This is a genomic window from Marinomonas primoryensis (assembly GCF_013372285.1).
GTDB classification, from domain to species: Bacteria; Pseudomonadota; Gammaproteobacteria; order Pseudomonadales; family Marinomonadaceae; genus Marinomonas; species Marinomonas primoryensis.
The window spans coordinates 792,962-815,651 of the sequence record NZ_CP054301.1; the positions used below are offsets into that span (position 1 = coordinate 792,962).

Below are 22,690 nucleotides of genomic sequence, written 5' to 3' on the forward strand. Positions count from 1 at the left end.
TATGGGATTTAATACTGCACTATCTGGCATTAAAGCGTCTGCCGATTATTTAAGTGTTACCGGTAATAATATTGCCAACGCCGATACTACAGGCTTTAAAAAGTCGCGTATTGAATTTGATGATCTTTATAACACGAGTGTGCTTGGTGCCGGGAGTGGCAACAGTATTGGCTCTGGTGTGAGCGTTAGTAAGGTGTCTCAGGAGTTTTCGCCGGGCAACCTTTCTTACACCGATAACAATCTTGACTTATCTATTGACGGGACAGGGTTCTTTATTCTAGATGCCGGTGTTGCTCAAAGCTACACTCGAGCAGGTAATTTTAAGCTAGATGAAGATGGTTTTTTGGTAACGAATACTGGCAGCAATGTTCAGGGGTTTAATGCAACAAAAGGCGTTGTTGGGGGTAATTTAGAAAACTTAAGAATCCCTACGGATCGTATTGCTCCTGAGGCGACAACTTCTATGGAATTGAAGTTGAACTTGAATTCCGAGAGTAAAGATGTGCCTCCCTTCATTAAGGCGAATTTTGACCCTACTAACCCTGATTCCTATAATTATACCCAGACGCAAGGTGTCGTTGGGGCTGATGGTGAAACTCGTGTGGTAACGTATTACTATGCTAAGAGTGAGTTGCCGAATACTTATAAGGTTCATGCAACTGTTGACGGCAATATGACGGACGATACTGGTGTGCCATTTTTAGGAGAGACCTACGCAACATTTAACTCAACGGAAGGTGGTGTTGATTATAATGGCGATGGTGTTCTTGAGCGGCCAAACCAACTTCTTTATATGGGCTCAAGGGAGCCTGGTCCAACGGATATTGCCGCTTTAACACAAACGCCTTTAACGGTGGCTGGTACGTTGGCTGGAGTGGCGATCACATCGACACTTGCTGCTGCTGATGTTCGTGATGATAGCTCTGTTGCTCGCGAAGTGTTTGACCCACTAAATCCAGACTCCTATACGTATGGTAATACGCGATCTGTTTATGATTCTTTGGGTGGTGCTCATACGGTAGGGTATTATTTTATTAAACAGGGTGAGAATAATACCTACGAGATGCGTGTGACAATGGACGGGGAAGAAAGTTATACCGACCCTTTGACAGGTAATGATACGCGCTTTTTGAAAGAAAACACGAATGTAACGTTTGATGCTGCCGGTAATCTAATGGGGACTAATCGTGGGCTTCCTCCTTTTGATATTGCGGAACCTGTCGCGTTAGAAATTGCTGGATTGGACCCATCAAATCGGGGTCGAGTTACGCCAATAGATTTATTCGGATCAACGCAATTTGCGATAGATAATACAGACAACTTTGAGCAAGATGGTTTCTCTGCTGGTGAACTGCAGGGCGTATCATTTGATGATGATGGTTTTTTAACAGCAACGTATACGAATCAACAAACGGCAACACTTGGCCAGATTGGCTTGGCAACATTTGATAGTACTGACGGTCTTGTTCCTAGTGGTCACTCAGCTTGGCTTGCAAGTAAGGGTTCTGGACCAGCCGATGTTGGTCGCCCAAATAGTGGTACGTTAGGGCGAATTCAAGGCGGCGCATTAGAAGAGTCGAATGTTGATTTAACCGCTGAGTTGGTTGCTCTTATTGAGGCTCAGCGTAATTATCAGGCAAACAGTAAGACGCTAGAAACCGAAAATACGGTCACTCAAACTATTATAAATTTGCGCTAATTTTCTGGAGAGAGAAGATTCAAGGTCGAAACAGTTTTGCTGTTTCGGCTTTTTTTTGTCTTTTTTTTAGAGTTTTCTGAGTTGGTATGATTCTTGAAGGTTACTTTCTAATAACGTGAATTCTTCTAGGGGTGTCGCAGTGGATAAGGCTTTATATCTGGCAATGAGTGGTGGTGTGCAAACCATGAATGCTCAAACAATACACGCTAACAATCTGGCAAATGTCAGTACAACGGGCTTTCGTTCTGACTTTGAGCAGGCTCGTTCAATGCAAGTGAATGGTGACTATTACCCTAGTCGTGTATATGCGATGACCGAAAATCCAGCCACTCGATACACTCAAGGTGACATGATTCAAACTGGCCGAAATTTAGATATTGCTGTTTCCGGAGATGGCTTCATTGCTGTTTATGATGAGAAGGGGCAAGAAGCTTACTCTCGTGCTGGAGACTTGCAAATTAACGCTGCTGGACAATTGGTGACTGGACGAGGTTTGCCTGTTGCGGGTGTTGGAGGGCCTATTTTTTTGCCTCCGCTTGAAAGTATCAATATCACCGAAGACGGCTCTATTTCTATTATTCCGCAAGGTGGTGCAGGTAATGAAGTCGCTGTGTTAAACCAAATAAAATTGGTCAATCCGGATGCTCAGAACTTACGCAAAGAAGGCGATGGTTTAATTCATTCACGGGACGGGCAAGCGTTTGATCCAGATCCTAACGTACGTTTGGTTAGCGGATTTATAGAGGGGAGTAATGTTAATGCCGTCGAAGAAATGACGCATATCATGAATCTTGCTCGACGTTTTGAGATGAATGTGAAAATGATGGATTCAATTCGAAATAACGCAGATTCTTCTGCTCGAATATTACAGCGTTCATCATAAATACAATTGACAAGTAAAGAATAACGACATTAAAAGAGGCTCTTATGAATTCAGCATTATGGGTAAGTAAAACCGGTTTAAGTGCAATGGATAAGCAATTAAACGTGGTAGCCAACAACTTGGCGAACGTTTCAACGACCGCTTTTAAGAAAGATAGAGCAGTATTTGAAGATCTAATGTACAAAACAGTCCGTGCGCCAGGTGGTTTAAGTGCGCAAAATGCGGAGTTGCCATCAGGTTTGCAGTTAGGTACTGGTGTAAAGGTTGGGGCAACGCAAAAAGACTTTTCCAATGGTGATTACAATATGACGGATAGGCAGCTTGATGTTGCTATTCAAGGCAAAGGTTTCTTACAGGTATTACAGCCGGATGGTACTATTGCTTATACAAGAGATGGCAGCCTACAGCTTAATAGTCAGGGGCAACTTTCTACGTCAGGTGGTTTAGTGGTTGAGCCCGGTATTCAGATTGATCCTGATGCCATTGAAATCATGATTGCAGATGATGGCGTAGTATCGGTTCGTAAAACAGGCGATGCGGATGCTCAGCAAGTTGGCGCTATTAATATCGCAGGCTTTATTAATCCAACGGGGTTGAGTTCAGCAGGACAAAATATTTTTACTGAAACGAATGCTAGTGGACCACCATTAGTTGGTGTTCCAGGAACAGATTCACTTGGGACTATTGCCCAAGGTATGTTGGAAGCTTCTAATGTGAATTCGATTGAAGAGCTTGTCAATATGATTACGACTCAAAGAGCGTATGAAATGAACTCTAAAGTGATCGCTTCTGCAGATGGTATGATGAGTTTTGCAATACAGCAGCTATAGTGAAATATGGGATATGATGAAGATTAAATACGCGTTTTTGATTTTTTTGAGTGCTTGTTTGTCTGGTTGTCTTTCTTGGGATGTCAACCAACAAGCGGTTGCAAATGCAGCAGCAGCAGGCGCTGCTGCTGCGGTAACGGATGCCGTTATCGATGCCGTGGTAGACAACAATGAGGAAACGCCAGAGGAACCTATACCAGAAGAGCCGCGTAAAGGTTATGTTCCTGATCCCAATGATCCATTAAATGGACCGAAAATCGGTCAATCTATACAGTCTGATGACCCTTACTATACGCCTGTCTATCCTAATGGTATGAATCCTTCTCAGGCTCCAACAGGAGGTATTTACCAGACAAGTATGGGGGATGTGTTTTTTGGCGATCAAAAAGCCAGTAAAGTGGGCGATATACTAACCATTAATTTGAATGAAACGACGACATCAACGAAAGCCAATGCCGCTACTGTCTCAAAGTCTTCTTCAGCTACGATCGAGAACCCAACGGTACTGGGTCAGGAAATGAGGGTAGACACAACGCTTCCGCAACAAGGTACGGATTTTTCAGGTAACGCATCGGCGAACCAGAATAACAGTTTGAACGGTACAATTTCTGTTACTGTGTTCAGGGTATACCCGAATGGTCTTTTGGCGGTACGCGGTGAAAAATGGTTGCGCTTGAACCAAGGTGATGAATACATTCGCTTTTCAGGTGTCGTACGAAAACAGGACATTTCTCCAGATAATACCGTTGAATCTGAGCGTGTTGCGGATGCGAGAATTACCTATTCTGGTACCGGCGATGTGGCTGCAGGAAGTGAGCAAGGTTGGGTGAGTCGTTTGCTTAACTCTAGTGATATGCCTTATTAATTTGATGATCTAACAGCTGAGAGGATTGATTCTCTCAATAGGTGATGTGATGAAGCACGTAGCGCTAATTGTCTTATACTTATTATCTTTTTCTGTTCAGGCTGAGCGTCTGAAGGACATTGCTAGTGTTCAAGGTGTTCGAGAAAACCAATTGTTTGGTTATGGCTTGGTGATTGGCCTTAACGGAACTGGTGATAGTACTGCTTTTACGAGCCAGAGCTTTTCTAGCATGTTGTCACGTTTTGGTGTGACATTGCCGGAAGGTGTGAATGCGACCTCTAAAAACGTCGCCGCTGTCTCTCTTACCGCTACGTTGCCTGCGTTTTCTAAGCCAGGTCAAAAAATTGATGTCACTGCATCCTCGATTGGCAATGCGAGTGCTTTGCGTGGCGGAACCTTGTTGCTGTCTACTTTGAAAGGGGCGGATGGGGCGGTTTATGCTATTGCTCAAGGGAATTTAATTGTTGGTGGTTTAGGAACGAATGGGGCTGATGGTTCACGGACGTCGGTTAATGTACCAACAGTTGGACGTATACCAAATGGTGCAAGTGTAGAGCGTATTGTGGCGAGCAGTTTTAATACCGGAGATACGCTAACCTTCAATCTAAATCGTCCAGATTTTACAACGGCAAAGCATGTTTCAGATAAAATCAATAACCTTCTGGGGCCTGGTGTGGCGACAAGCCTTGATGCGACGTCAATACGGGTCTCTGCACCGAGAGATCCAAGTCAGCGAGTGACTTTTTTATCCATTCTTGAAAATCTTGAAGTGAAGGTGGCTGAAGAGCGTGCGCGTATTGTTGTTAATTCTCGTACGGGAACCATTATTATCGGTCAGCATGTCAAAGTTTCTCCCGCTGCGATTACGCATGGTAGTTTGACGGTGACAATAAAAGAGGTTCCGCCGGTGATTGGGCAAGATGGAACCGTAACCGGAGGGGAGACCATCGTATCGCCTCGTGAAGGTATTGCTATTGGCCCTAACAGCGGCCATATGTTTGTTTTTAATCCGGGTGCGTCATTGAATGATATTGTTCGAGCCGTTAATCAAGTGGGGGCTGCGCCTGGAGATGTCATGGCGATCTTAGAAGGCTTAAAACAAGCTGGTGCCATTAATGCCGACTTAGTAGTGATATAGGCTTTACTATGAACTCAGTTCCACCAAAGGACGATTTTTTTGCAGACTTTTCTTCATTAACCGCGTTAAAGACGAAAGCGCAAAAAGACCCGGAATCCGCTCTAAAAGACGTTGCTCAACAGTTTGAGTCAATCTTTATTAATATGCTTTTGAAGAACATGCGCAGTACGAATGAGGCGATTGGTAGTGGTTTATTCTCCAGTGCTCAAACTAAGCAATATCAAGAAATGATGGATTCCCAAATGTCTCAAGGTTTGGCGAAATCGGGGGGGCTTGGATTGTCTGAAGCGCTTATTCGTCAATATCAAACAAAGCAGCAAGGTCTCAGCACGCCAGAAGCGAAAGAGCGAGGAGATACGGATTTTTTGAATCAAGTGGCTAGACAAGACTTGGTGAGAATTCAAGCATTGGCTCATCGTGCCTCAACTGAATTTATTCAATCGGTTCAACAAGAGACTCAAAATAGCCCTGCTAGTAAAGTCGCTTCTTTGCCTTCGGCACTGTCTGTGGTGTTTGAGTCGCCAGATGATTTTGTTGATAATCTTTGGCCTCATGCTCAACAAGCCGCAGATAAGTTGGGTGTGAACCCTAAGGCAATATTGGCCCAAGCCGCACTAGAAACTGGTTGGGGTAAATACCCGATTGCCAAAGAAGATGGCGCTGCTAGTTTTAATTTATTTGGAATAAAAGCAGATAACCGCTGGCAAGGCGATAGAGCGGTTGTGAATACGTTAGAGTTTCGCGATGGTGTTGCGAAACGGGAGAAAGCCGCGTTTCGTGCTTATGATTCTTTTTCACAAAGCTTTGATGACTATGCTGACTTTCTGTCTTCTAGTGAGCGGTATAAAGATGCCCTTCAGGCCGGAGATGACGCGTCAATGTTTGCCGCTTCGTTGCAAAAAGGTGGCTATGCGACGGACCCTAAGTATTCAGAGAAAATTGACAGCATCCTTTCCAGTAAGTGGTTTCAACGCCTTTAATAATAAAAAATGGCTCAATTCTCAGCGTTGGTAAAGTTTTTGCATGAATAGCCGATATGATCAAGTAAGTTCAAAGGTTATTTTTGAAAAACGTACTAGGGGTGTGAGCTATGAGCTCAAATTTATATTCAATTGGTTTGTCTGGGCTTCAGTCTAGTAATGCTCGTATTAACACGACAGGGCAAAACACATCCAATGTGGATACTGAAGGCTACAGCCGTCAAAGAACGGATACCACAAGTTCGCCTGTTGGTGGTGTTGTTCTTCGTGATACCTCACGCCTAGTCGATAATTTTGTTAGCTCTCAGGTTCGCTCTGATACTTCAACCTTTTCATATTACGACACTTATCATTCTATGATATCGACATCGGACAGTTTATTGGCTGAAGATAGTATTTCTCTTAATACTTATATCAATAACTCGTTTGATGCCTTGCAAACCGTTAATAATGACCCTACCTCTTCTTCATTAAGGCAGTTGGCTCACTCCAGTCTAAGTAATCTTGTTCAGCAGTATCATACGCTTTCAGGCGTTGTAAGTGATCAAGAAGGCTTGGTAGATGCTCAGCTTGCGTCTTCTTTAGGCGATTTGAATACAATCACAACGAAGATTTCAAATCTGAACGAACAGATTTTGAGACAGGAAGGTATTTCGATTTCTCCTGCAAATGAACTTCGTGATAAGCAAGAATTATTAGCCAAAGATTTGTCTAAATATTTGGATATCAAAGCCCAATTTAATGACAAAGGATTGATGACTATTCAACTGGCGAATGGTCAGCCTCTGGTAATGGATCAATTTCCTACAGAATTAAAAGTGAGTCCAAACCCACTACACCCTAAAAAAATTGATTTGGTTGTTAGCTTTGGCGATTACGAAGTGGGTTTGAAGACGCAGGGGCTTGGTGGAAGTGTTGGAGGGTTGATTGATTACCGGTCTGAATTTAGCGTTTATGCAGATAGGACATTGGGTCAACACGCTATAGCACTGGCAGATGCGATGAACACTCAGAACAAGAAAGGACTTGATGCCGATGGTCAATTCGGAAAAGACTTGTTTTCTTTGGGGGACATAAATGTTTACTCCACAGCGGACAACCTTAATAAAGCGAAAGAAATATCAGTGAGGGTATCAGCGGGTCAATCCGCCAAAATTACAAAAGATACCTATGAACTAAATAGAACAGATGACAATTTATTCTCAATTAAGAAAATTAATGCAGAAGGCAAATCAACAGACAAAGCGATTACCTTTGACCCAAGTCTTTTGCAAAAAGATAGCAATGGCTATTTCAAAATTGATGAGCTTGGTCTTGATATCCGTCTTGATGGTATCGATAAAATAGATAAAGACGATGTTTTTCAATTCACGCCTACTGAGGGGGCCGCTGCAAAATTAGGTTTGGTCTCAAAAAATGGTGAGGCGATTGCTCTAAGCGCGCCAATTGGTGTAAGTACAGGCTCAGATAATTTATCGGATGCAAGAGTTTCTCTTACTTCTGTTACAAATATAGACCCTGAAACATCTGCTTTTTCATCGGATGGCTCTTTATATCCTAGTGCGCCACATAAAATCTATTTTACCTCTCCAAGTTCCTATGTTGTTCAGAATTCGTCTGGTGTTGAATTAGCAAAAGTCGAGAATGTCATAGAATTTAGTAATTTGCTTGAAAAAGCAGGATTATCAAACGAAGCGGGTTTTGATGTGTCAGTTTCCTCTATGCCAAAGCGAGGTGATGAGTTTTCAGTTGGCACGGACAATATAGGTCAATCTGACAACTTTAATGGTCTGGCGTTAGCTGATTTACAAAATCAATCTCTTATTGATGGTAAAGCAACTCTGGTGAAGTCTTTTTCTGGCTTCATATCCTATGTAGGTAGTAAAACCGCAGAGATAGAAGGTCATGCAGACTCAAGTGAAATTGTAATGAACGAAAGCATTGCTCGTCGAGATAGATTATCAGCGGTAAGCCTTGATGAGGAGGCTGTGAATCTTTTGAAGTACCAGCAATCCTATTCTGCTTCTGCTCAAGTGGTAACGGCAGCTCGCACGACGTTCGAGACTTTACTTGGGATTATGAGGTAAGTTTATGCGAGTAACTAATAACTTAATCTATGGTCAGGCAAATAAGTCTATGGCCCAATCCAATGAAAAAATTCTTAATATTCAAGAAAAAATTTCATCTCAAACAAATATTATAAAACCGAGCGATGACCCTGTCGGTGCTAGCCAAATTTTGATGTATGGCAGTAAGAACCAAACATTAAAGCAATACGATGAAGCCATGAAAATGGCAACGGGCAACTTAGAGTATCAAGAAGTTGCTTTAGACAGTTTGAATGACTTTTTAGATTCTGCCAGAACGCTATTTATTCAGGCACAAAATGATATCAACACTCAAGTCGACATTGAGGCCATTGCCCATGAAGTTTCTTTGATAACAGAGTCCATGGCAGACTTGATGAACTCTAAAAGTGCTGATGGTAACTATATTTTTGCAGGTACAGACTCACAAAGCCCAGCTTTTATTATAGGAAGCGATGGTCGTTACCAATGGGCTGGCAATGAGGGGCAAAAATACGCTCAAATCTCAGAAGATTTGAAGATCCCAGTTACCAATTCAGGTAAAACACTTTTTCAAGATATTTGGACAAATCGAACGTTTGTATCAAAAGTCGTTGATGGCGATGTATTGCTAACAGATAAAGTACAAAATCAGGCTGATTTTGATTCGTTTATGGCGAAGCATTATGATCCTGAGGATGCCAAATCTAATAAATACAGCCTTGTTACGTCATACGCTGACGGAGGTCGCTCATCTTTAGAGCGTGCAAAAGAACAGCCTGGAGCGGATGCTGACGGCTACAATTTGTTTGACGGAACGTCGGCCGACTATGTTATTACAAATCATTTGGGTGAAGAGGTTGATTCTGGTAATTATAAAGTAGGTAAGCCAATTACATTCTCTGGAATGTCCTTTATTCTAGAGGGTGAGCCTGGAGCATCTGTTGATATTACTCTTATGAAGCCTCATAAAGACAATGTGCTTAATGAAATAAAAGACTCGTTGGCTACTTTAACAAATAAAAATGCCACACATGAAGATCGAGAGTCTGCTTTTTTTAGTGCTATATACAGCATTAATAATGCTCAACAGCGGATTGGTGAAGGCCGATCTAATATTGGTGCAAGGCTTAACATGATTGAAGACAGAGAAAGTTTTAGTTCTGCAAACCAGTTGTCTAATACGATTGCTCAAAGTCGAGAAGGTGAGTTAGATATGGGGGCAGCGGCAACAGAGTTATCTATGAAGGAGTCGGCACTGAATGCTTCGCAAAAAGTATTTTCGCGCATGAGTAATTTATCCCTATTTAATCAAATGTAATTTTTAAGGTATAAGGTAAAAAGATGTCAGCATTTAAAATGGAGTCCTGTTTTGGGGCTGATATCAATGTCGGGTATTTTGATATGGAAGAGATACTCGGTATCTTGGAAATCAAAGAAAAAGTCCTTGGCAGTAAGCGTGTTCAAAGCCTGATAAGAACACATGGTCGAAAAGACCGTATTGTTGGTGTTGCTATGCGACAAGTTGCATTTGATGAACTGCGCTTAACCTTAGACTCTGAATTCCTTCCTTATGATCCATATTTCTCTGACGATAAATTGTTGAACAGCCGACGAGAAAGACTGTATGACGCACAAGAGCGATTCCTCACTTTATGTATATCTATTGCGAGCGGTAGATCTGTACGAAGTCTTAAAAAATTAAATCCTGACTTAAATACTAAAGAGCTACGCAGCAAGCATGGGCGAAGTCAAAGTCTTTTTCGTTATTTCAGGCAGGAGCTAAATGAGCAAACAAGGGAGTATATCCTGAGTTACAAAGCTCGAATGGACAAAAGTGGTGAAAGTGGTAATGAGGCTGAAACAAGCAGCTCTAGCTCTGCTATAGAAGTTGAACAACATACTCCAAAATTAACAGCTGTTCAGAAAGCCTCTAATGCAAGTAAATGTATTCCGACTTCATTTGATGTGGAAACGGCCACTGCACTTAAGTTGTTTCAAGATGGATATTCATTGCTATCTACTCAAGTGGAGCGCTTTAAACGCGGTGAGCAGCTTGAGATGCTAGAGTTGGTGAAGTTTTGTCGTCGGTTGATTGAGTCTCATACACGGAATAATTTTTCATTAATGGCGATACGCCATATAAAAGACTCATCTATTTATTTAGAACAGCATGCCATGGGAATGGCAGTACTTGGAATTCATTTTGCCAAAGCGATGAAATTGTCCGGTGCCTATGTCGAAACGATTTCTCTTGGAGCCCTATTGTTTGATTTAGGACGCTTTCGTTTACCGATGGCAATGGTAACGAAAACAACCAAGATGACATCTGGTGAGTTTGACTTGTTTCGTAAACATATACAGTTTGGAGAGCAGATCCTGCATAAATGTGAGGGTGTTCCGAAAGCGGTTTATCAAATGTTATCCGATCACCATGAAAAGATTGACGGTTCAGGATACCCCGTAGGTAAGCAAGATCAAGAAATCTCTGTTTATGGGAAAATCGCAGCCATTATTGATGCGTATGATGCAATGACGTCGGAGCAGCCTCATAAGCCTTCAATGGGACCGATCAAAGCGTATCAACAAATGCAAAAAGAGTCTGGTTTGGCGTTTGATAAGCAATTATTAGACGTCTTCTTGAAAAGTATTGGTAGTACTCCTGTTGGTTCTTGTGTGTCTTTATCAAATGGTCGGGTAGGGTTTGTGTTGACGCTCAATAAGTCTTTTCAGCCTTCTTTGGTTCGCCAAGTTTACAGTACCAAAAATAAAGCATTTATAGAGTCATCAGACATTGAATTGAACAAATCGGCCAATCTTAGAACGGACGTTGTCATTGACGGAGAGGTTGATCCTCAGTCTTTGGGCCTGCAGTTTATTAACCATATCTCCTAAACTCATTCTCGATATTATCGAGTCTCTTGCATTGTTTTCTGCATAATAATGAGCTGATTAATCATTCTTTTGTGGATCAATATCGTCTTAAAAATCCCCCATTCTATTTATTCTAAACCTACCTTCAATCAATAATGCATTAAGTATTTTGATGAACCATATTTTTCTTTTCAAAAAAAGCATAATTATTGAGCGACTACTTAATTTGATTAAAAAGGGTTGAGCTTATCAGGTGTTTACGAAAATCTAATAAAACGTTAGCAATAAGCGTCCCTTCCATTTCTTTTTGATAATTACTAACTAGATTTATTTAAAGGCAAGTTTTCTCTATTCTTTCTTTTTTTGCTGTATTTTGTGCTCTTTTCTTTAATTTTCACCTTTTATTCTAAAGTTCCTTGGACTCGGTTCGATAACTCTTGATACCAAAATTTTTGGTACAAAATAAGAAAGAATTTTTTTAAAAAAATACAAAAAATATTAAAGATCATCGCATTGTTGTCGATAACTTTAGTAAGAGACAAAAACCCCAAAAAATCAATTAAATCAGAGGGTTGTCTTACTGTTATAAATTCTTAGGAGAGAAGAAAATGGCTTTATATGTAAATACAAATGTGTCATCGCTGAACGCACAGCGTCAGCTTACAAGTAGTGGCAAGGTATTAGATACCGCCTATCAACGATTGTCATCTGGCCTTCGAATTAACAGTGCTGGTGATGATGCGGCAGGCCTTCAAATTTCGAACCGTTTAACGTCTCAGATTAATGGTTTGAATCAATCTGTACGAAATGCAAACGATGGCATCTCGTTAGCTCAAACCGCTGAAGGTGCGTTAGAAGAAACGACAAACATGCTTCAGCGTATGCGTACCTTGTCTATTCAATCGGCAAATGGTTCAAATGCTGATGAAGACCGTGTTGCCCTTCAACAAGAAATGGGGCAATTAGCGGACGAGATAAACAGAATTGCGGATATCACAACATTCGGTGGACGAAACCTACTTGATGGTAGCTACCAAGGTATTTTCCAGGTAGGTGCCGACGCGAATCAAACGATCAGTTTTTCAATGCAATTTAGTGGACAAAATAACTCCGTTAACCTTGCTGGGAATGGTGGTTTTACCATGTCTGGTTTGTCCTCTGGTGTTCCTTATGTTGAAGAAGAAACACAGATTATAGCTACTCAAGAAGGTGGTTTTGTTAATCAGCATGGCGACGCTATTAATGAACAAGGTCATTTGATTGACGAAAATGGCGAGTTGATCAATAAAGAGGGTCAGCGAGTCAATGAAGAAGACGTTCTGATCGATGAGCAAAACCGCCCAATTAATGAAAATGGGGTGCTTATTGATGCTACTGGTGTACCGATAAATGAAGATGGCACCGTTAAGCAAGATGTTGTAAATGAAGACGGCACTATTTCGAATGCTGATGGCACAACGAAAAATGTTGACGGGACGGTTTCTCATCCTGATGGCAGAGTAGTGCAACTGGATGGATCTGTAATGCATCCTGATGGAACCATTGCTCATCCTAATGGCTCAATTACTCAGCCTGACGGCACCGTTGTTGAGCCCGAGAAAAAATATGGCCAGCCATTAGTGACTGCGGATACGGTATCAATAACAGACATTAAGAACTCACAAAGCATGATTGCCATGTTGGACACTATGATTCAAGCCGTCGATTCAAAACGAGCTGAGCTTGGTGCGGTGCAGAACCGTTTTAGTTCCACTGTAAATAACTTGTCTAGTATTTCTGAAAACGTTTCCGCTGCTCGGTCCCGTGTTAGAGACGCTGATTATGCTGCTGAAACGGCATCATTAACAAGTTCACAAATTATTCAGCAAGCCAGTTCAACCATACTTGCTCAAGCGAACCAACGACCACAGGCTGCTTTGAAGTTATTAGGGGCTTAATCTTAATGAGTTGATTGTTAATTGAAGTCGAAAAGAAATAGCGGCTTCAATCAAAAAAGTTCGAGTAATTCTCGGAATATAGGCAACTTCTCTCTCCTAGAGGTGCCTTTTCAGCCGGGTGATTTATCACCCGGCTTTTTTTTGCCTGAATGATGGGGTTTTAGTCAGTTATTGATTGTTTTTTAGTGTGTAGGAAATGCTTTAAGGCTTATGCCATAGGTGGTTATGAATGGAAAATTTTTTTTCAGACCTCTTTTGAGATCAGCTTTTCACAATGGATGTTGCTTTAAACGGAATGCTTTTTCCAGTGATAGGTGGCTTTGTTTAAGGTGATTTATTTAATGGATCTAATTTTATGTATTGGGATTGAAGGTGCTTTTTTTGAACGCGGGAGTCCAGTATGAATCTTCGAAAGCCTATTTTTGAATGGTGTATATCGACGCGCAGATTTTGGTGCAACGCATGATGATGGAGGGCGGTGATTGAATAATCACGAGAAAATATTCTTAGGGTTATTGCGGTCGTTCGTCTCGGTTAAGTGCCGTGTCGCCTGGCGTTCACTGGTCTTTTTTGAGTGGTGTATTTCGACGCGCAGATTTTGGTGCAACGCATGATGACGGAGGCGGTGATTGAATAGTCACGAGAAAATATTCTAGGTTATTGCGGCCGTTTACCTCGGTTAAATGCCGTGTCGCATGGCGTTCACTGGTCTTTTTGAGTGGTATGTCGACGCGCAGATTTGCGCGCATGATGATGGAGGGCGGTGATTGAATAGTCGAGAAAATATTTTTGGGTTATTGCGGTCGTTCGTCCGGTTATGCCGTGTCGCATGGCGTTCACTGGTCTTTTTGAATTGTGCATTCTGACGCGCAGATTTGGTGCAACGCATGATGGAGGGCGGTGATTGAATAATTACGAGAAAATATTCTTAGGTTATTGCGCCGTTCGTCTCGGTTATGCCGTGTCGCATGGCGTTCACTGGTTTTTTTGAGTGGTGTATGTCGCCGTGCATTTTTTACGCAAGTACTCGACGATGGAGGGCAGTGATTGAATAGTCACGAGAAAATATTCTTAGGATTATTGCGGCCGTTCGCTTCGGTTAAGCGCTGTGTCGCATGGCGTTCACTGGTCTTTTTTGAGCGGTGTGTATTGGCGTGAATTGTTTGCGCTAGTACTCGATGGCGAAAAACATGTTGGTTTTTGCGTTCTTTTTTAGATGCTGATTTATAGCGGCATCTAAAGGCGTTAAGTGATCGTTTTTTGCTTTTGTTAAGGCGGTTTTTTGCCGCTTAATTTTATGCAGAGTGCTTTCGTTGGTTGTTTTGAGCTATAGCTCGTATCAACTCGACGTATTGGATAAAGGTTTGAGCATAATTGCGTATTTTTTTCTTTTTAGAAAAAAATCACACAATGTTTTCAGAAGATAATTATTTTAAAGTTCTTTTAAAACAATTATTTAGGCATTAATTTGCCGTCAGGTAGGAAGTTTTTTTCCCAATTGCGGAAAAAACTTTCCGAAATTAACTAAAGGTTTTCAAAATCTTGTCGAAAACCTTATACGATCTGCTTTTTTGCAGGATTTTATGAAATCCAGGAGGCTATAATGGCTTTATACGTAAATACAAATACTTCATCTATCAATGCCCAGCGTCAGCTGATGAATTCAAGTAAAACCTTGGATACGTCTTATCAGCGTTTATCTTCTGGTTTGCGTATTAACAGTGCGGCGGATGATGCGGCTGGCTTGCAGGTTTCTAACCGATTGACATCTCAGGTTAATGGTTTGAATCAGGCTGTTCGTAACGCCAATGACGGTATTTCTGTAGCTCAAACTGCAGAAGGCGCGTTGGATGAAACGACAAATATGCTACAACGTATGCGTACGTTGTCTATACAGTCTGCAAACGGATCAAACTCTGATTCAGACCGTAAAGCGCTTCAGCAAGAAGTGGGTGCTTTATCCACAGAGATCGACCGTATCGCTTCCGATACCACCTTTGGTGGTCGTGCTCTGCTCGATGGAACGTATGCTGGTGTTTATCAAGTTGGCGCTGATGCAAATCAAACAATCAGTTTTGATTTGAGTAAAGGTGAGAAGCAGGATTACGCAGGTAACGGTGGCTTCACTATGGCCGGCCTGTCTTCTGATGCGACATATCAAAAAGAGCTAGAAGCTTATGAAACACAAAAAGCGGACGGTAAAGCACAAGATAGAGCAATAGCTGAAGCAAATGGCGATGAATATGTAGACCCAGAAATTCAAGCTAAAGCGGATGCGGAAGAGCGTGGTGAAGTTTATGTTGACCCAAATGCTCCTAAGCAACCAGATCGTAGTAAAAGCTTTGGTGACACCTCTCAAGGTTTTAGTACGCCATCGGTTACGTCAATGGCAAATGCACAGAGCATGATCAATATCGTAGACAGTATGATCGAAGCGGTTGGCTCAAAACGTGCTGAGCTAGGTGCGGTCCAAAACCGTTTGGGTTCAAGTATCAGCAACTTGAGTAATATTTCTGAAAACGTATCGGCTGCACGTTCTCGTGTACGTGATGCAGATTTTGCGGAAGAAACTGCGAAGCTAACAAGTTCTCAAATCCTTCAGCAAGCAAGCTCATCAATCTTGGCTCAAGCCAATCAACGTCCACAAACAGCGTTGTCTCTTTTGGGCTAAAATTAGTGGTGGCGAAAAGCTGGAACATTGTTCCAGCTTTTGTCTCACTTAGAGGACTAATGATATGTCAATTAATTCAAGTGATTATACAAAACAGTCTATTGGGGGTATTACAGTCAGACAAGATCAGCGGGCGGATGAACATTTTAAAACATTGCGTCAAGCAAGTGCTAAAGCTATTCAAAATTCAGCCGATAGTAATAAAACAGGCAATAATAGCAACAATCAGGGCTCTTCACGTTCTCCTGATGTCAAACCTCATGATATTGACATTGCTAATAAGAAAATGTCTCAATTAAATGTTCATTTGAGATTTGAAATGACTGAGGATCGAAGTAAAAATATTGTAAAAGTTATGGATCAGACGACAGGAGATGTCGTACGTCAAATGCCGACTGAAGAATTTCTTAAAATGTCTGAAAGAATCGATGCTATTATGAGCCAACTTAGCGATATTAAGGGGACACTGGTAAATAGTGAAGTTTAATCTATCGTAAATATTGATGTGTTAGTTTTAGGGGAGTTGTTATGGCAATTGGCTCATTAGGTGCTGGATCTGGTTTAGATCTTGAGTCTCTAGTAAGTGACATGGTCAGTGCCAGAAGGGATACAAAAGTTAAGTTATATGAAAATAAACTGGCTGGATACGAAGCAGAGCTTTCTGCTCTCGGTTCGGTAGGTTTGGCTATAGACAATTTTAAGACATTTGTTACCACCCTCAACGACGATGACCTTTTTTCTGGGCGTAATGCCATAATACAACAAAAAGAAGGTAAAGAATCTCTTTCTATTATTCCTGATAAAACCGCTTCCACTGATACCTATTCAATTCAAGTAAACCAGTTAGCAAAAGGCAGCCGCTTAGTTTCTGATATCTCGTCATTTTCTTCAAGGGATGAAGTTGTTACTTCCTCTGGTGGCGAATTAACGTTAACGGCTGGTGACGATGAGCTTGTACTTGATGTAAAGCCAGACACTACATTGTCTAAGCTTCGTGAACAGATAAATTCAGCAGGTAAAGATCTCGGAGTCTCTGCCAATTTGGTTGACGATGGTGATGGCCATATGTTTTTTACCATTACATCAACGAAAACGGGTGTAGGTAATACCTTAAGTATAGACAGTAGTAACCTTACATTAGACAGTGCTGCTCTTGGTGGTTTCTTCCCTGGCCTAAGTGTTCCTTTAGGCGGTGAAGCTCAAGATGCCATTATTACTGTTGATGGAATTCGAGTAAGAAATGATAGCAATGAGTTTGATAAAGCGGTCGCAGGGCTAACAATCAGCGCGTTAGATGTGTCTAAAGAGCCTATTAAAGTAGACATTAGTTATAATAAAGAAACCGTTGAAAATACGATTCAAGGCTTTGTCGGCTCTTATAATGAACTAATCTCAGTCTTTAAACAGAATACTGCGAAAGGTTCCGTTTTAAATGGCAATAGTATGATTCGTAACCTAAGTTCATCACTAGCCAGCGACTTGATGTCTAATCACTCAAGCGAAGGTAGCGCTTTTACCTCTATTTTTGATGTTGGCGTCGAGTTTTTAGAAGATGGAACGCTAAGCTATGATAGTGATAAGTTTAATAGCGCTGTTGAGGAGGACTTCGATGGTGTAGCCTCTTTATTTATAGGCAAAAATGGCCTGGCAACATCACTTGATGGGCTGCTCGACACTTATGCCGGCCCTAGAGGAATGAACAGTACACTTAAAGACTCGGTTACTAAATCTATCGGTAGCACTGAAGAGTCACTTTCAGATTATGAAGCGCGTATGGAAAAATACGAGGCTTCTTTACGCAGTAAGTTTACGAATTTAGATACTCAACTTGCAAATATGAATGCTCAAGGTAGTTATCTAAATTCAATGCTAAGTCAATTATAGTGTCACGTTGTATCGTATTCGAAAATTTAGTGAGGTTGTTTTATGTACGCGAAAAAAGGGATTCAGGCTTATAAAAAGGACTCTATAAAATCCGATTTAGCCTCGGCAGATCCTCATCGTGTTATCCAGCTTCTGATGCATGGAGCCATAGAACGGTTAGCGTTAGGCAAAGGCTGTATTGAACGAGCGGATTGGGGTGGGAAAGGCGAAGCCTTCACTCGAGCAATAGAGATTATAAATGCATTAAGAGATGCATTAGATCGAGATGTAAATCCTGAATTGGTAGATAATTTAGATGGGTTATACGATTACATGATCGTTCGCATTAATGAAGCGAGCGTGTCTAAAGACTGTGCCGTTATTGATCAAGTAATCGGCTTACTTCTGCAAATCAAAGGCGCCTGGGATCAAATATCCGAAGCATCCAAGCAAGAAGCATACAATAGTGAAAGCCAAGAGCGAGCAGGGGCCATTAATGCTTGATCTGTCTCAGTTGGCTAAGTTAACTGAAGAATTAGAGAGGGCTGTATTGGTTAAAGACTTTGATGAAATACAGCGGTTATGTTTAGAGCATAATGACTTTATTTTTTCTCTTAAACCTGAAAAAAAAAATTCTGTAATTAATCAGAAATTAAAAACCTTCATTGAAATTCATCACTTGGCTATTCAGCTAGTTCAAGATACTCATCGAATCATGCAAAACCAGTTATTTCAATCTATAAAAGCTCGAAAGAGCGTCAGTAAGTATAAAGGCGTGAAGCATGCAAAATAAAGCCAGCGGCCCCAATCTTGAACATGCGGAAGCCTTTCTGGCTTCTTTTAAAAAAGGTGCTGAAAGGTTAAAAGATAACGATCAGGACCTTACCGATCGATACATAAAAAACATGACTGTTTTTTCTCAGTTCATGCCTCATATCTATGAAGAGCTAAAAGACTACCGCCCTAAAAAACGCTTTATTTACATGGAAGAATCGGGTGAATTGAATCTTTTTAGAGAGGATATTGGTTTTCCCCTGTTTTCAGAAAATCCTAAGTCTCAGGCGCAAGATAAAATAGAGTATGTGCTTTCTCACCCCACAAAAACCTTCCTCAATTTAGAGCGTTCTCTTAACAATGAAAGTCGCCATGTCTTTTTCAGTAATAAAATATTAGACGAAATTGAGGTCCAGTCTGAAGGCCTTGAAAAACAAGTCGAGTGGCCTCAATTTGTCGGAGCAGCCATTGTATTTGGTATTGAGCTTGGGTATCAGCTTGAGTTGCTCTTAAGCAAAAGAGACATAAAACACCTTTATTTATACGAAAGTGACTTAGATCTTTTTCATTACTCTTTGTATTCAATAGATTGGCAGGATATTTTAGAAACCTGCAACAGAGATGGACGTACGATCCATTTTTTTCTAGGTGTTCAGCCTGAAGAGTTTACCGACACTTATCTTTTACAGTTGCAAGAAAACGGTTACTTTTTAGCCCCAGAAACCTATCTTTTCATGGGCTATAACAGCCCTGAAAATGATAAGGCGTTTGATTATTTTAAAAAGCATTATGTGCGTCAGGTAATGGGATGGGGCTTTTTTGATGATGCTCTAATAGGCATTGCTCAAGGGCTCAGATCGCTTCCAAAAACGAAAGTGGCACATTTTCAAGGTAGGGACGTACTACCGAAATGGGTCACAGATATTCCCGTTTTCATTTTGGGTAATGGTCCTTCTCTTGATCAAGGGATTGAATTGATTAAAGAGGTTCGTGAGCAAGTTCTATTGATTTCTTGCGGGTCTACTATCAACACGTTAAGTAAGTTAGGCGTTACCCCAGATATTCATGTGGATATCGAAAGAATGAAGCAGACGGTAGATAAATTTTCATTTTTAGATAAAGAGTACTTAAATGGAATTTGGGGATTAACGGCTAATGTGATGCATCCAGATTTTTTTGATTATTTTGGACGCTCAGGAATGGGGATGAAGCCCGGGGAAGCGATTACTTCACTTATTCTTTCCCACGCGCGCGCAAAAGGCGATGACAAAAATTATGTACAGCTAAATTACTGTAACCCCATTGTTGCCAATTTAGCCTTATCTTATGTGCATCTATTTGGTTTTAATAGCGTGTATTATCTTGGGGTGGATAATGGTTTTAAAGACAAAAATAGTCATCATTCTGTTCATAGTGGCTATTATAAAGATGGTAAAGAGTCGGGTTTTCAATCCTTTCAAGACGCTAAATTAGTTGAGAGAGAAGGTAATTTTGGCGGTACTATTTATGCTACTGGCATTATGGACACGTCTAGAGTGCAACTAGAGGCACTAACGCGTTCATTAAATAAACGTCGTAACTTCGATAGCTTCAACCTGTCTGATGGCGCAAAAATAGAAGGTGTCACACCGCTTCTAATGGATGATGTATTGATCACAGACCCAAGGATTGACCATCGAAGAGCGATCGATTTATTAGAAAGTGCTTTTTTTACTGACCCGCCAGCAGCAGTATTAGATCAAACGCCTGATACCCTTATTTCTGTCGAGGATTTTCGTAAGATCAGTAAAGCACTGCAAGAAGGTTGGGACGAGAGTATAAAAACACGAGAAGATGTGTGTAATTTGCTTTGGACTTACCATCGAGAAATTTTTTTCTTGAGAGGGAGTGTCTATCGTCATATACATGATCTACTTATAGGTTCTTTTACGTATTCTGCCTTTTTAATAGTACAGTTTTTATTTAACCATAAAGACGAAGCGGAAACCGTGTCTCGTGCTCGTCATTTATTTACGCCTTGGTGCGAATTTCTTGAAGAAATGCCGAGCATGCTCCAGCAAGCGTCGGAGTATGTCGATCAAGGTAATGACCACCTAATTACTTTTTATAATGGTTAATTATGTTCGAACAAACGCCTTTTATTATTGCTGAGTTATCAGGCAACCATGATCAAGATTTTGAACTCGCGAAAGCAATGGTTCATGCGGCAGCTGAAGCCGGTGTTGATGCTATAAAACTACAAACTTACACGCCAGACACCATGACGCTGGATATTCGTCATGGTGAATTTATGGTGTCTGAAAATGACAGTTTATGGCGTGGTTCAAATCTTTATGATTTATACGCGAAAGCCTCCACACCATGGGAATGGCACAAGCCGTTATTTGAGCTGGCCGAGTCTTTGGGGCTGGTGGCGTTTAGCTCGCCTTTTGACCTTAGTGCCGTGGCATTCTTAGAGACGCTCAATGTGCCTTTATACAAAATTGCCTCGTTCGAGATGACGGATATTCCGTTAATTCAAGCGGTTGCGCGAACGGGTAAGCCGATTATTATGTCGACTGGGATGGCGACAAAAGACGAAATTGATGAGGCTGTGGCGGCGATTCGAGCCATTGGTGATAATCCTTTAACCTTGCTTAAATGCACCAGTACATATCCCGCAAAAATAGAAGATACAAATTTAGTCACGATGGCAGATTTAGCCAAACACACAGGTTGCCAAGTGGGTTTGTCTGACCATACTCAAGGTCTAGGTGCTGCGGTTGCCGCAACGGCACTGGGCGCGACAGTGATTGAAAAACACTTTGTTTTGGATCGCAGTGCAGGTGGCGTGGATGCAGCATTTTCTATGGAACCAGAGGAAATGAAAGCACTGGTAGAAGCTTGTCGTGCTGCGAAAGCGGCACTTGGAAGCGTCACTTACGGTGGTTCGGATGCAGAGCAAGCGGCGAAAAAATACCGTCGCTCTATTTACGTGGCGACAGATTTGCCGGCGGGCACTGTTTTGTCCGAAATGCACCTTAAAATTATTCGCCCATCGCTTGGTCTGGCGCCAAAGCATTGGCCAGATGTACTTGGAAAAACACTCATAGCCGATGCGCAAAAAGGTCAGCCTCTTGCATGGGATATGATGACTTGAAAGTGCTGGTGCGAGCAGATGCATCTGTCGACATCGGCATGGGGCACCGAGTTCGTTGCCAAGCCTTGATTCATGCCTTTAAAGTGTTAGGTTGGCAGTGTCAGTTTGTTGTCCAGCGTCGTTATGATGCGTTTGCCTCTCCAGAAGATGAGTTTATTGAGACAGAGTCCGAGTTTTGGCAATTGGCTGAACAAGTGGATTTGGTCATACTCGATCATTATGGCTATAGCGCCGATGATATTGCTACGCTTTATGAGCACCAGGCAAACCTTCTCGTTTTGGACGATATGAACGACAGAGGAGACTTTCCGGCTAAATGGCTGCTAAACCCTTTGCATCAAACCTACTCTAAGAGCATTAAGTTCCCGCTTACGGGCAGTCAATACGCCTTATTAAGGCCTGTTTTTTTACAACAAAACAATCTAGCTGTCACGCCTGAAAAACTATTGATTACCTTAGGCGGAACCGATCCTCTCGCACTGACGTTACCGATTTTAAAAGCGTTATTAACGTCCGGCTTTCCGGCTAAATACATTCAAATATTACTGGGCGCCAGCGCCAAAAAGGCAGACCGGGTGTTGTCTTTTTGTGAAGAAAATAATATCTATGTTGAACAGGGGCTATCGGATGTGACGCCGCTTATGAAACAAGCCAAAATGGCCATTTCTGCGGCAGGCGGTACATTGTTTGAACTTGCATGCCTTGGCGTTCCGACGGTATTCGCACAAGTCGCAGACAATCAGACTTGTTCTTTAGAGCAGCACGTTCCTCTTGGTTGGTGTCGTTCAGTACGTTTCGACAATGTGTCAGAAGAGGCTCGTCGGCACCGTATTGAGCAACTGATCGAAGAATTAAACGGTCGCTGGTTGGATCTTGAATGGCAAAAAAAGGCCCGTAAAACGGCTCAAGGTTTAGTGGATGGTGCGGGCGCTGAGCGTGTGGCTAAAGCCATCGATGCGTACTTTTCTTGA

17 protein-coding genes and 2 pseudogenes are annotated in these 22,690 nt (G+C 41.7%); all 19 read left to right on the forward strand.

Going from position 1 to position 22,690, the window contains the following annotated elements; translation table 11 throughout:
* Position 1: 1 nt before the first annotated feature.
* The 19 genes and pseudogenes from MP3633_RS03645 to MP3633_RS03730 all read left to right on the forward strand — a co-directional run bounded on the left by MP3633_RS03645 (position 2) and on the right by MP3633_RS03730 (position 22,690).
* Positions 2–1,699: a flagellar hook protein FlgE gene (locus MP3633_RS03645; protein ID WP_176334512.1), complete on the forward strand. Its 1,698-nt coding sequence runs from the start codon at positions 2–4 to the stop codon at positions 1,697–1,699.
* A 139-nt stretch (positions 1,700–1,838) separates the two neighbouring features.
* Positions 1,839–2,582, forward strand: a complete 744-nt coding sequence (gene flgF / locus MP3633_RS03650) for a flagellar basal-body rod protein FlgF (RefSeq protein ID WP_112136952.1) — start codon at positions 1,839–1,841, stop codon at positions 2,580–2,582.
* A gap of 44 nt (positions 2,583–2,626) precedes the next feature.
* The gene (flgG, locus tag MP3633_RS03655) at positions 2,627–3,412 is read left to right on the forward strand and encodes a flagellar basal-body rod protein FlgG (RefSeq protein ID WP_112136954.1); all 786 of its coding nucleotides are present in this window, start codon (positions 2,627–2,629) and stop codon (positions 3,410–3,412) included.
* A 13-nt stretch (positions 3,413–3,425) separates the two neighbouring features.
* Positions 3,426–4,277 carry a flagellar basal body L-ring protein FlgH gene (locus MP3633_RS03660; RefSeq protein WP_112136956.1) on the forward strand — a complete coding sequence of 284 codons (852 nt, stop codon included), beginning with the start codon at positions 3,426–3,428 and terminating at the stop codon, positions 4,275–4,277.
* A gap of 49 nt (positions 4,278–4,326) precedes the next feature.
* On the forward strand, positions 4,327–5,415 hold the full coding sequence (locus tag MP3633_RS03665; RefSeq protein ID WP_176334513.1) for a flagellar basal body P-ring protein FlgI: 1,089 nt from the start codon (positions 4,327–4,329) through the stop codon (positions 5,413–5,415).
* 8 nt (positions 5,416–5,423) lie between these two features.
* Positions 5,424–6,395, forward strand: a complete 972-nt coding sequence (gene flgJ / locus MP3633_RS03670) for a flagellar assembly peptidoglycan hydrolase FlgJ (RefSeq protein WP_176334514.1) — start codon at positions 5,424–5,426, stop codon at positions 6,393–6,395.
* A gap of 110 nt (positions 6,396–6,505) precedes the next feature.
* A complete protein-coding gene (gene flgK, locus MP3633_RS03675) occupies positions 6,506–8,482 on the forward strand; it encodes a flagellar hook-associated protein FlgK (protein WP_176334515.1) in 1,977 nt (658 codons plus the stop codon).
* Positions 8,483–8,486: 4 nt separating this feature from the next.
* Positions 8,487–9,782 carry a flagellar hook-associated protein FlgL gene (flgL, locus tag MP3633_RS03680; RefSeq protein ID WP_176334516.1) on the forward strand — a complete coding sequence of 432 codons (1,296 nt, stop codon included), beginning with the start codon at positions 8,487–8,489 and terminating at the stop codon, positions 9,780–9,782.
* A 23-nt stretch (positions 9,783–9,805) separates the two neighbouring features.
* On the forward strand, positions 9,806–11,356 hold the full coding sequence (locus MP3633_RS03685) for an HD-GYP domain-containing protein (RefSeq protein WP_176334517.1): 1,551 nt from the start codon (positions 9,806–9,808) through the stop codon (positions 11,354–11,356).
* A gap of 587 nt (positions 11,357–11,943) precedes the next feature.
* Positions 11,944–12,424 (forward strand): annotated as a pseudogene (locus MP3633_RS18905) (flagellin N-terminal helical domain-containing protein); the annotation flags it as partial.
* Positions 12,425–12,996: 572 nt separating this feature from the next.
* A pseudogene (locus MP3633_RS18950) lies at positions 12,997–13,272 on the forward strand (flagellin); the annotation flags it as partial.
* A 1,603-nt stretch (positions 13,273–14,875) separates the two neighbouring features.
* Entirely contained in the window at positions 14,876–15,943 is a 1,068-nt protein-coding gene (locus tag MP3633_RS03695) for a flagellin N-terminal helical domain-containing protein (protein WP_176334519.1), read from the forward strand.
* A gap of 64 nt (positions 15,944–16,007) precedes the next feature.
* Complete coding sequence (locus tag MP3633_RS03700) at positions 16,008–16,430, forward strand: flagellar protein FlaG (protein WP_176334520.1); 423 nt, start codon at positions 16,008–16,010, stop codon at positions 16,428–16,430.
* A 41-nt stretch (positions 16,431–16,471) separates the two neighbouring features.
* Positions 16,472–17,827: a flagellar filament capping protein FliD gene (gene fliD / locus MP3633_RS03705; RefSeq protein ID WP_176334521.1), complete on the forward strand. Its 1,356-nt coding sequence runs from the start codon at positions 16,472–16,474 to the stop codon at positions 17,825–17,827.
* A 42-nt stretch (positions 17,828–17,869) separates the two neighbouring features.
* The gene (gene fliS, locus MP3633_RS03710) at positions 17,870–18,310 is read left to right on the forward strand and encodes a flagellar export chaperone FliS (protein WP_176334522.1); all 441 of its coding nucleotides are present in this window, start codon (positions 17,870–17,872) and stop codon (positions 18,308–18,310) included.
* The gene (locus MP3633_RS03715) at positions 18,303–18,599 is read left to right on the forward strand and encodes a hypothetical protein (RefSeq protein ID WP_176334523.1); all 297 of its coding nucleotides are present in this window, start codon (positions 18,303–18,305) and stop codon (positions 18,597–18,599) included. Before fliS ends, MP3633_RS03715 begins: the two co-directional genes overlap by 8 nt.
* On the forward strand, positions 18,589–20,697 hold the full coding sequence (locus MP3633_RS03720) for a motility associated factor glycosyltransferase family protein (protein WP_176334524.1): 2,109 nt from the start codon (positions 18,589–18,591) through the stop codon (positions 20,695–20,697). Before MP3633_RS03715 ends, MP3633_RS03720 begins: the two co-directional genes overlap by 11 nt.
* A 2-nt stretch (positions 20,698–20,699) precedes the next feature.
* Positions 20,700–21,719 carry a pseudaminic acid synthase gene (pseI, locus tag MP3633_RS03725; protein WP_176334525.1) on the forward strand — a complete coding sequence of 340 codons (1,020 nt, stop codon included), beginning with the start codon at positions 20,700–20,702 and terminating at the stop codon, positions 21,717–21,719.
* A complete protein-coding gene (locus tag MP3633_RS03730) occupies positions 21,701–22,690 on the forward strand; it encodes a PseG/SpsG family protein (RefSeq protein WP_244959816.1) in 990 nt (329 codons plus the stop codon). The genes pseI and MP3633_RS03730 overlap by 19 nt, the downstream gene beginning before the upstream one ends.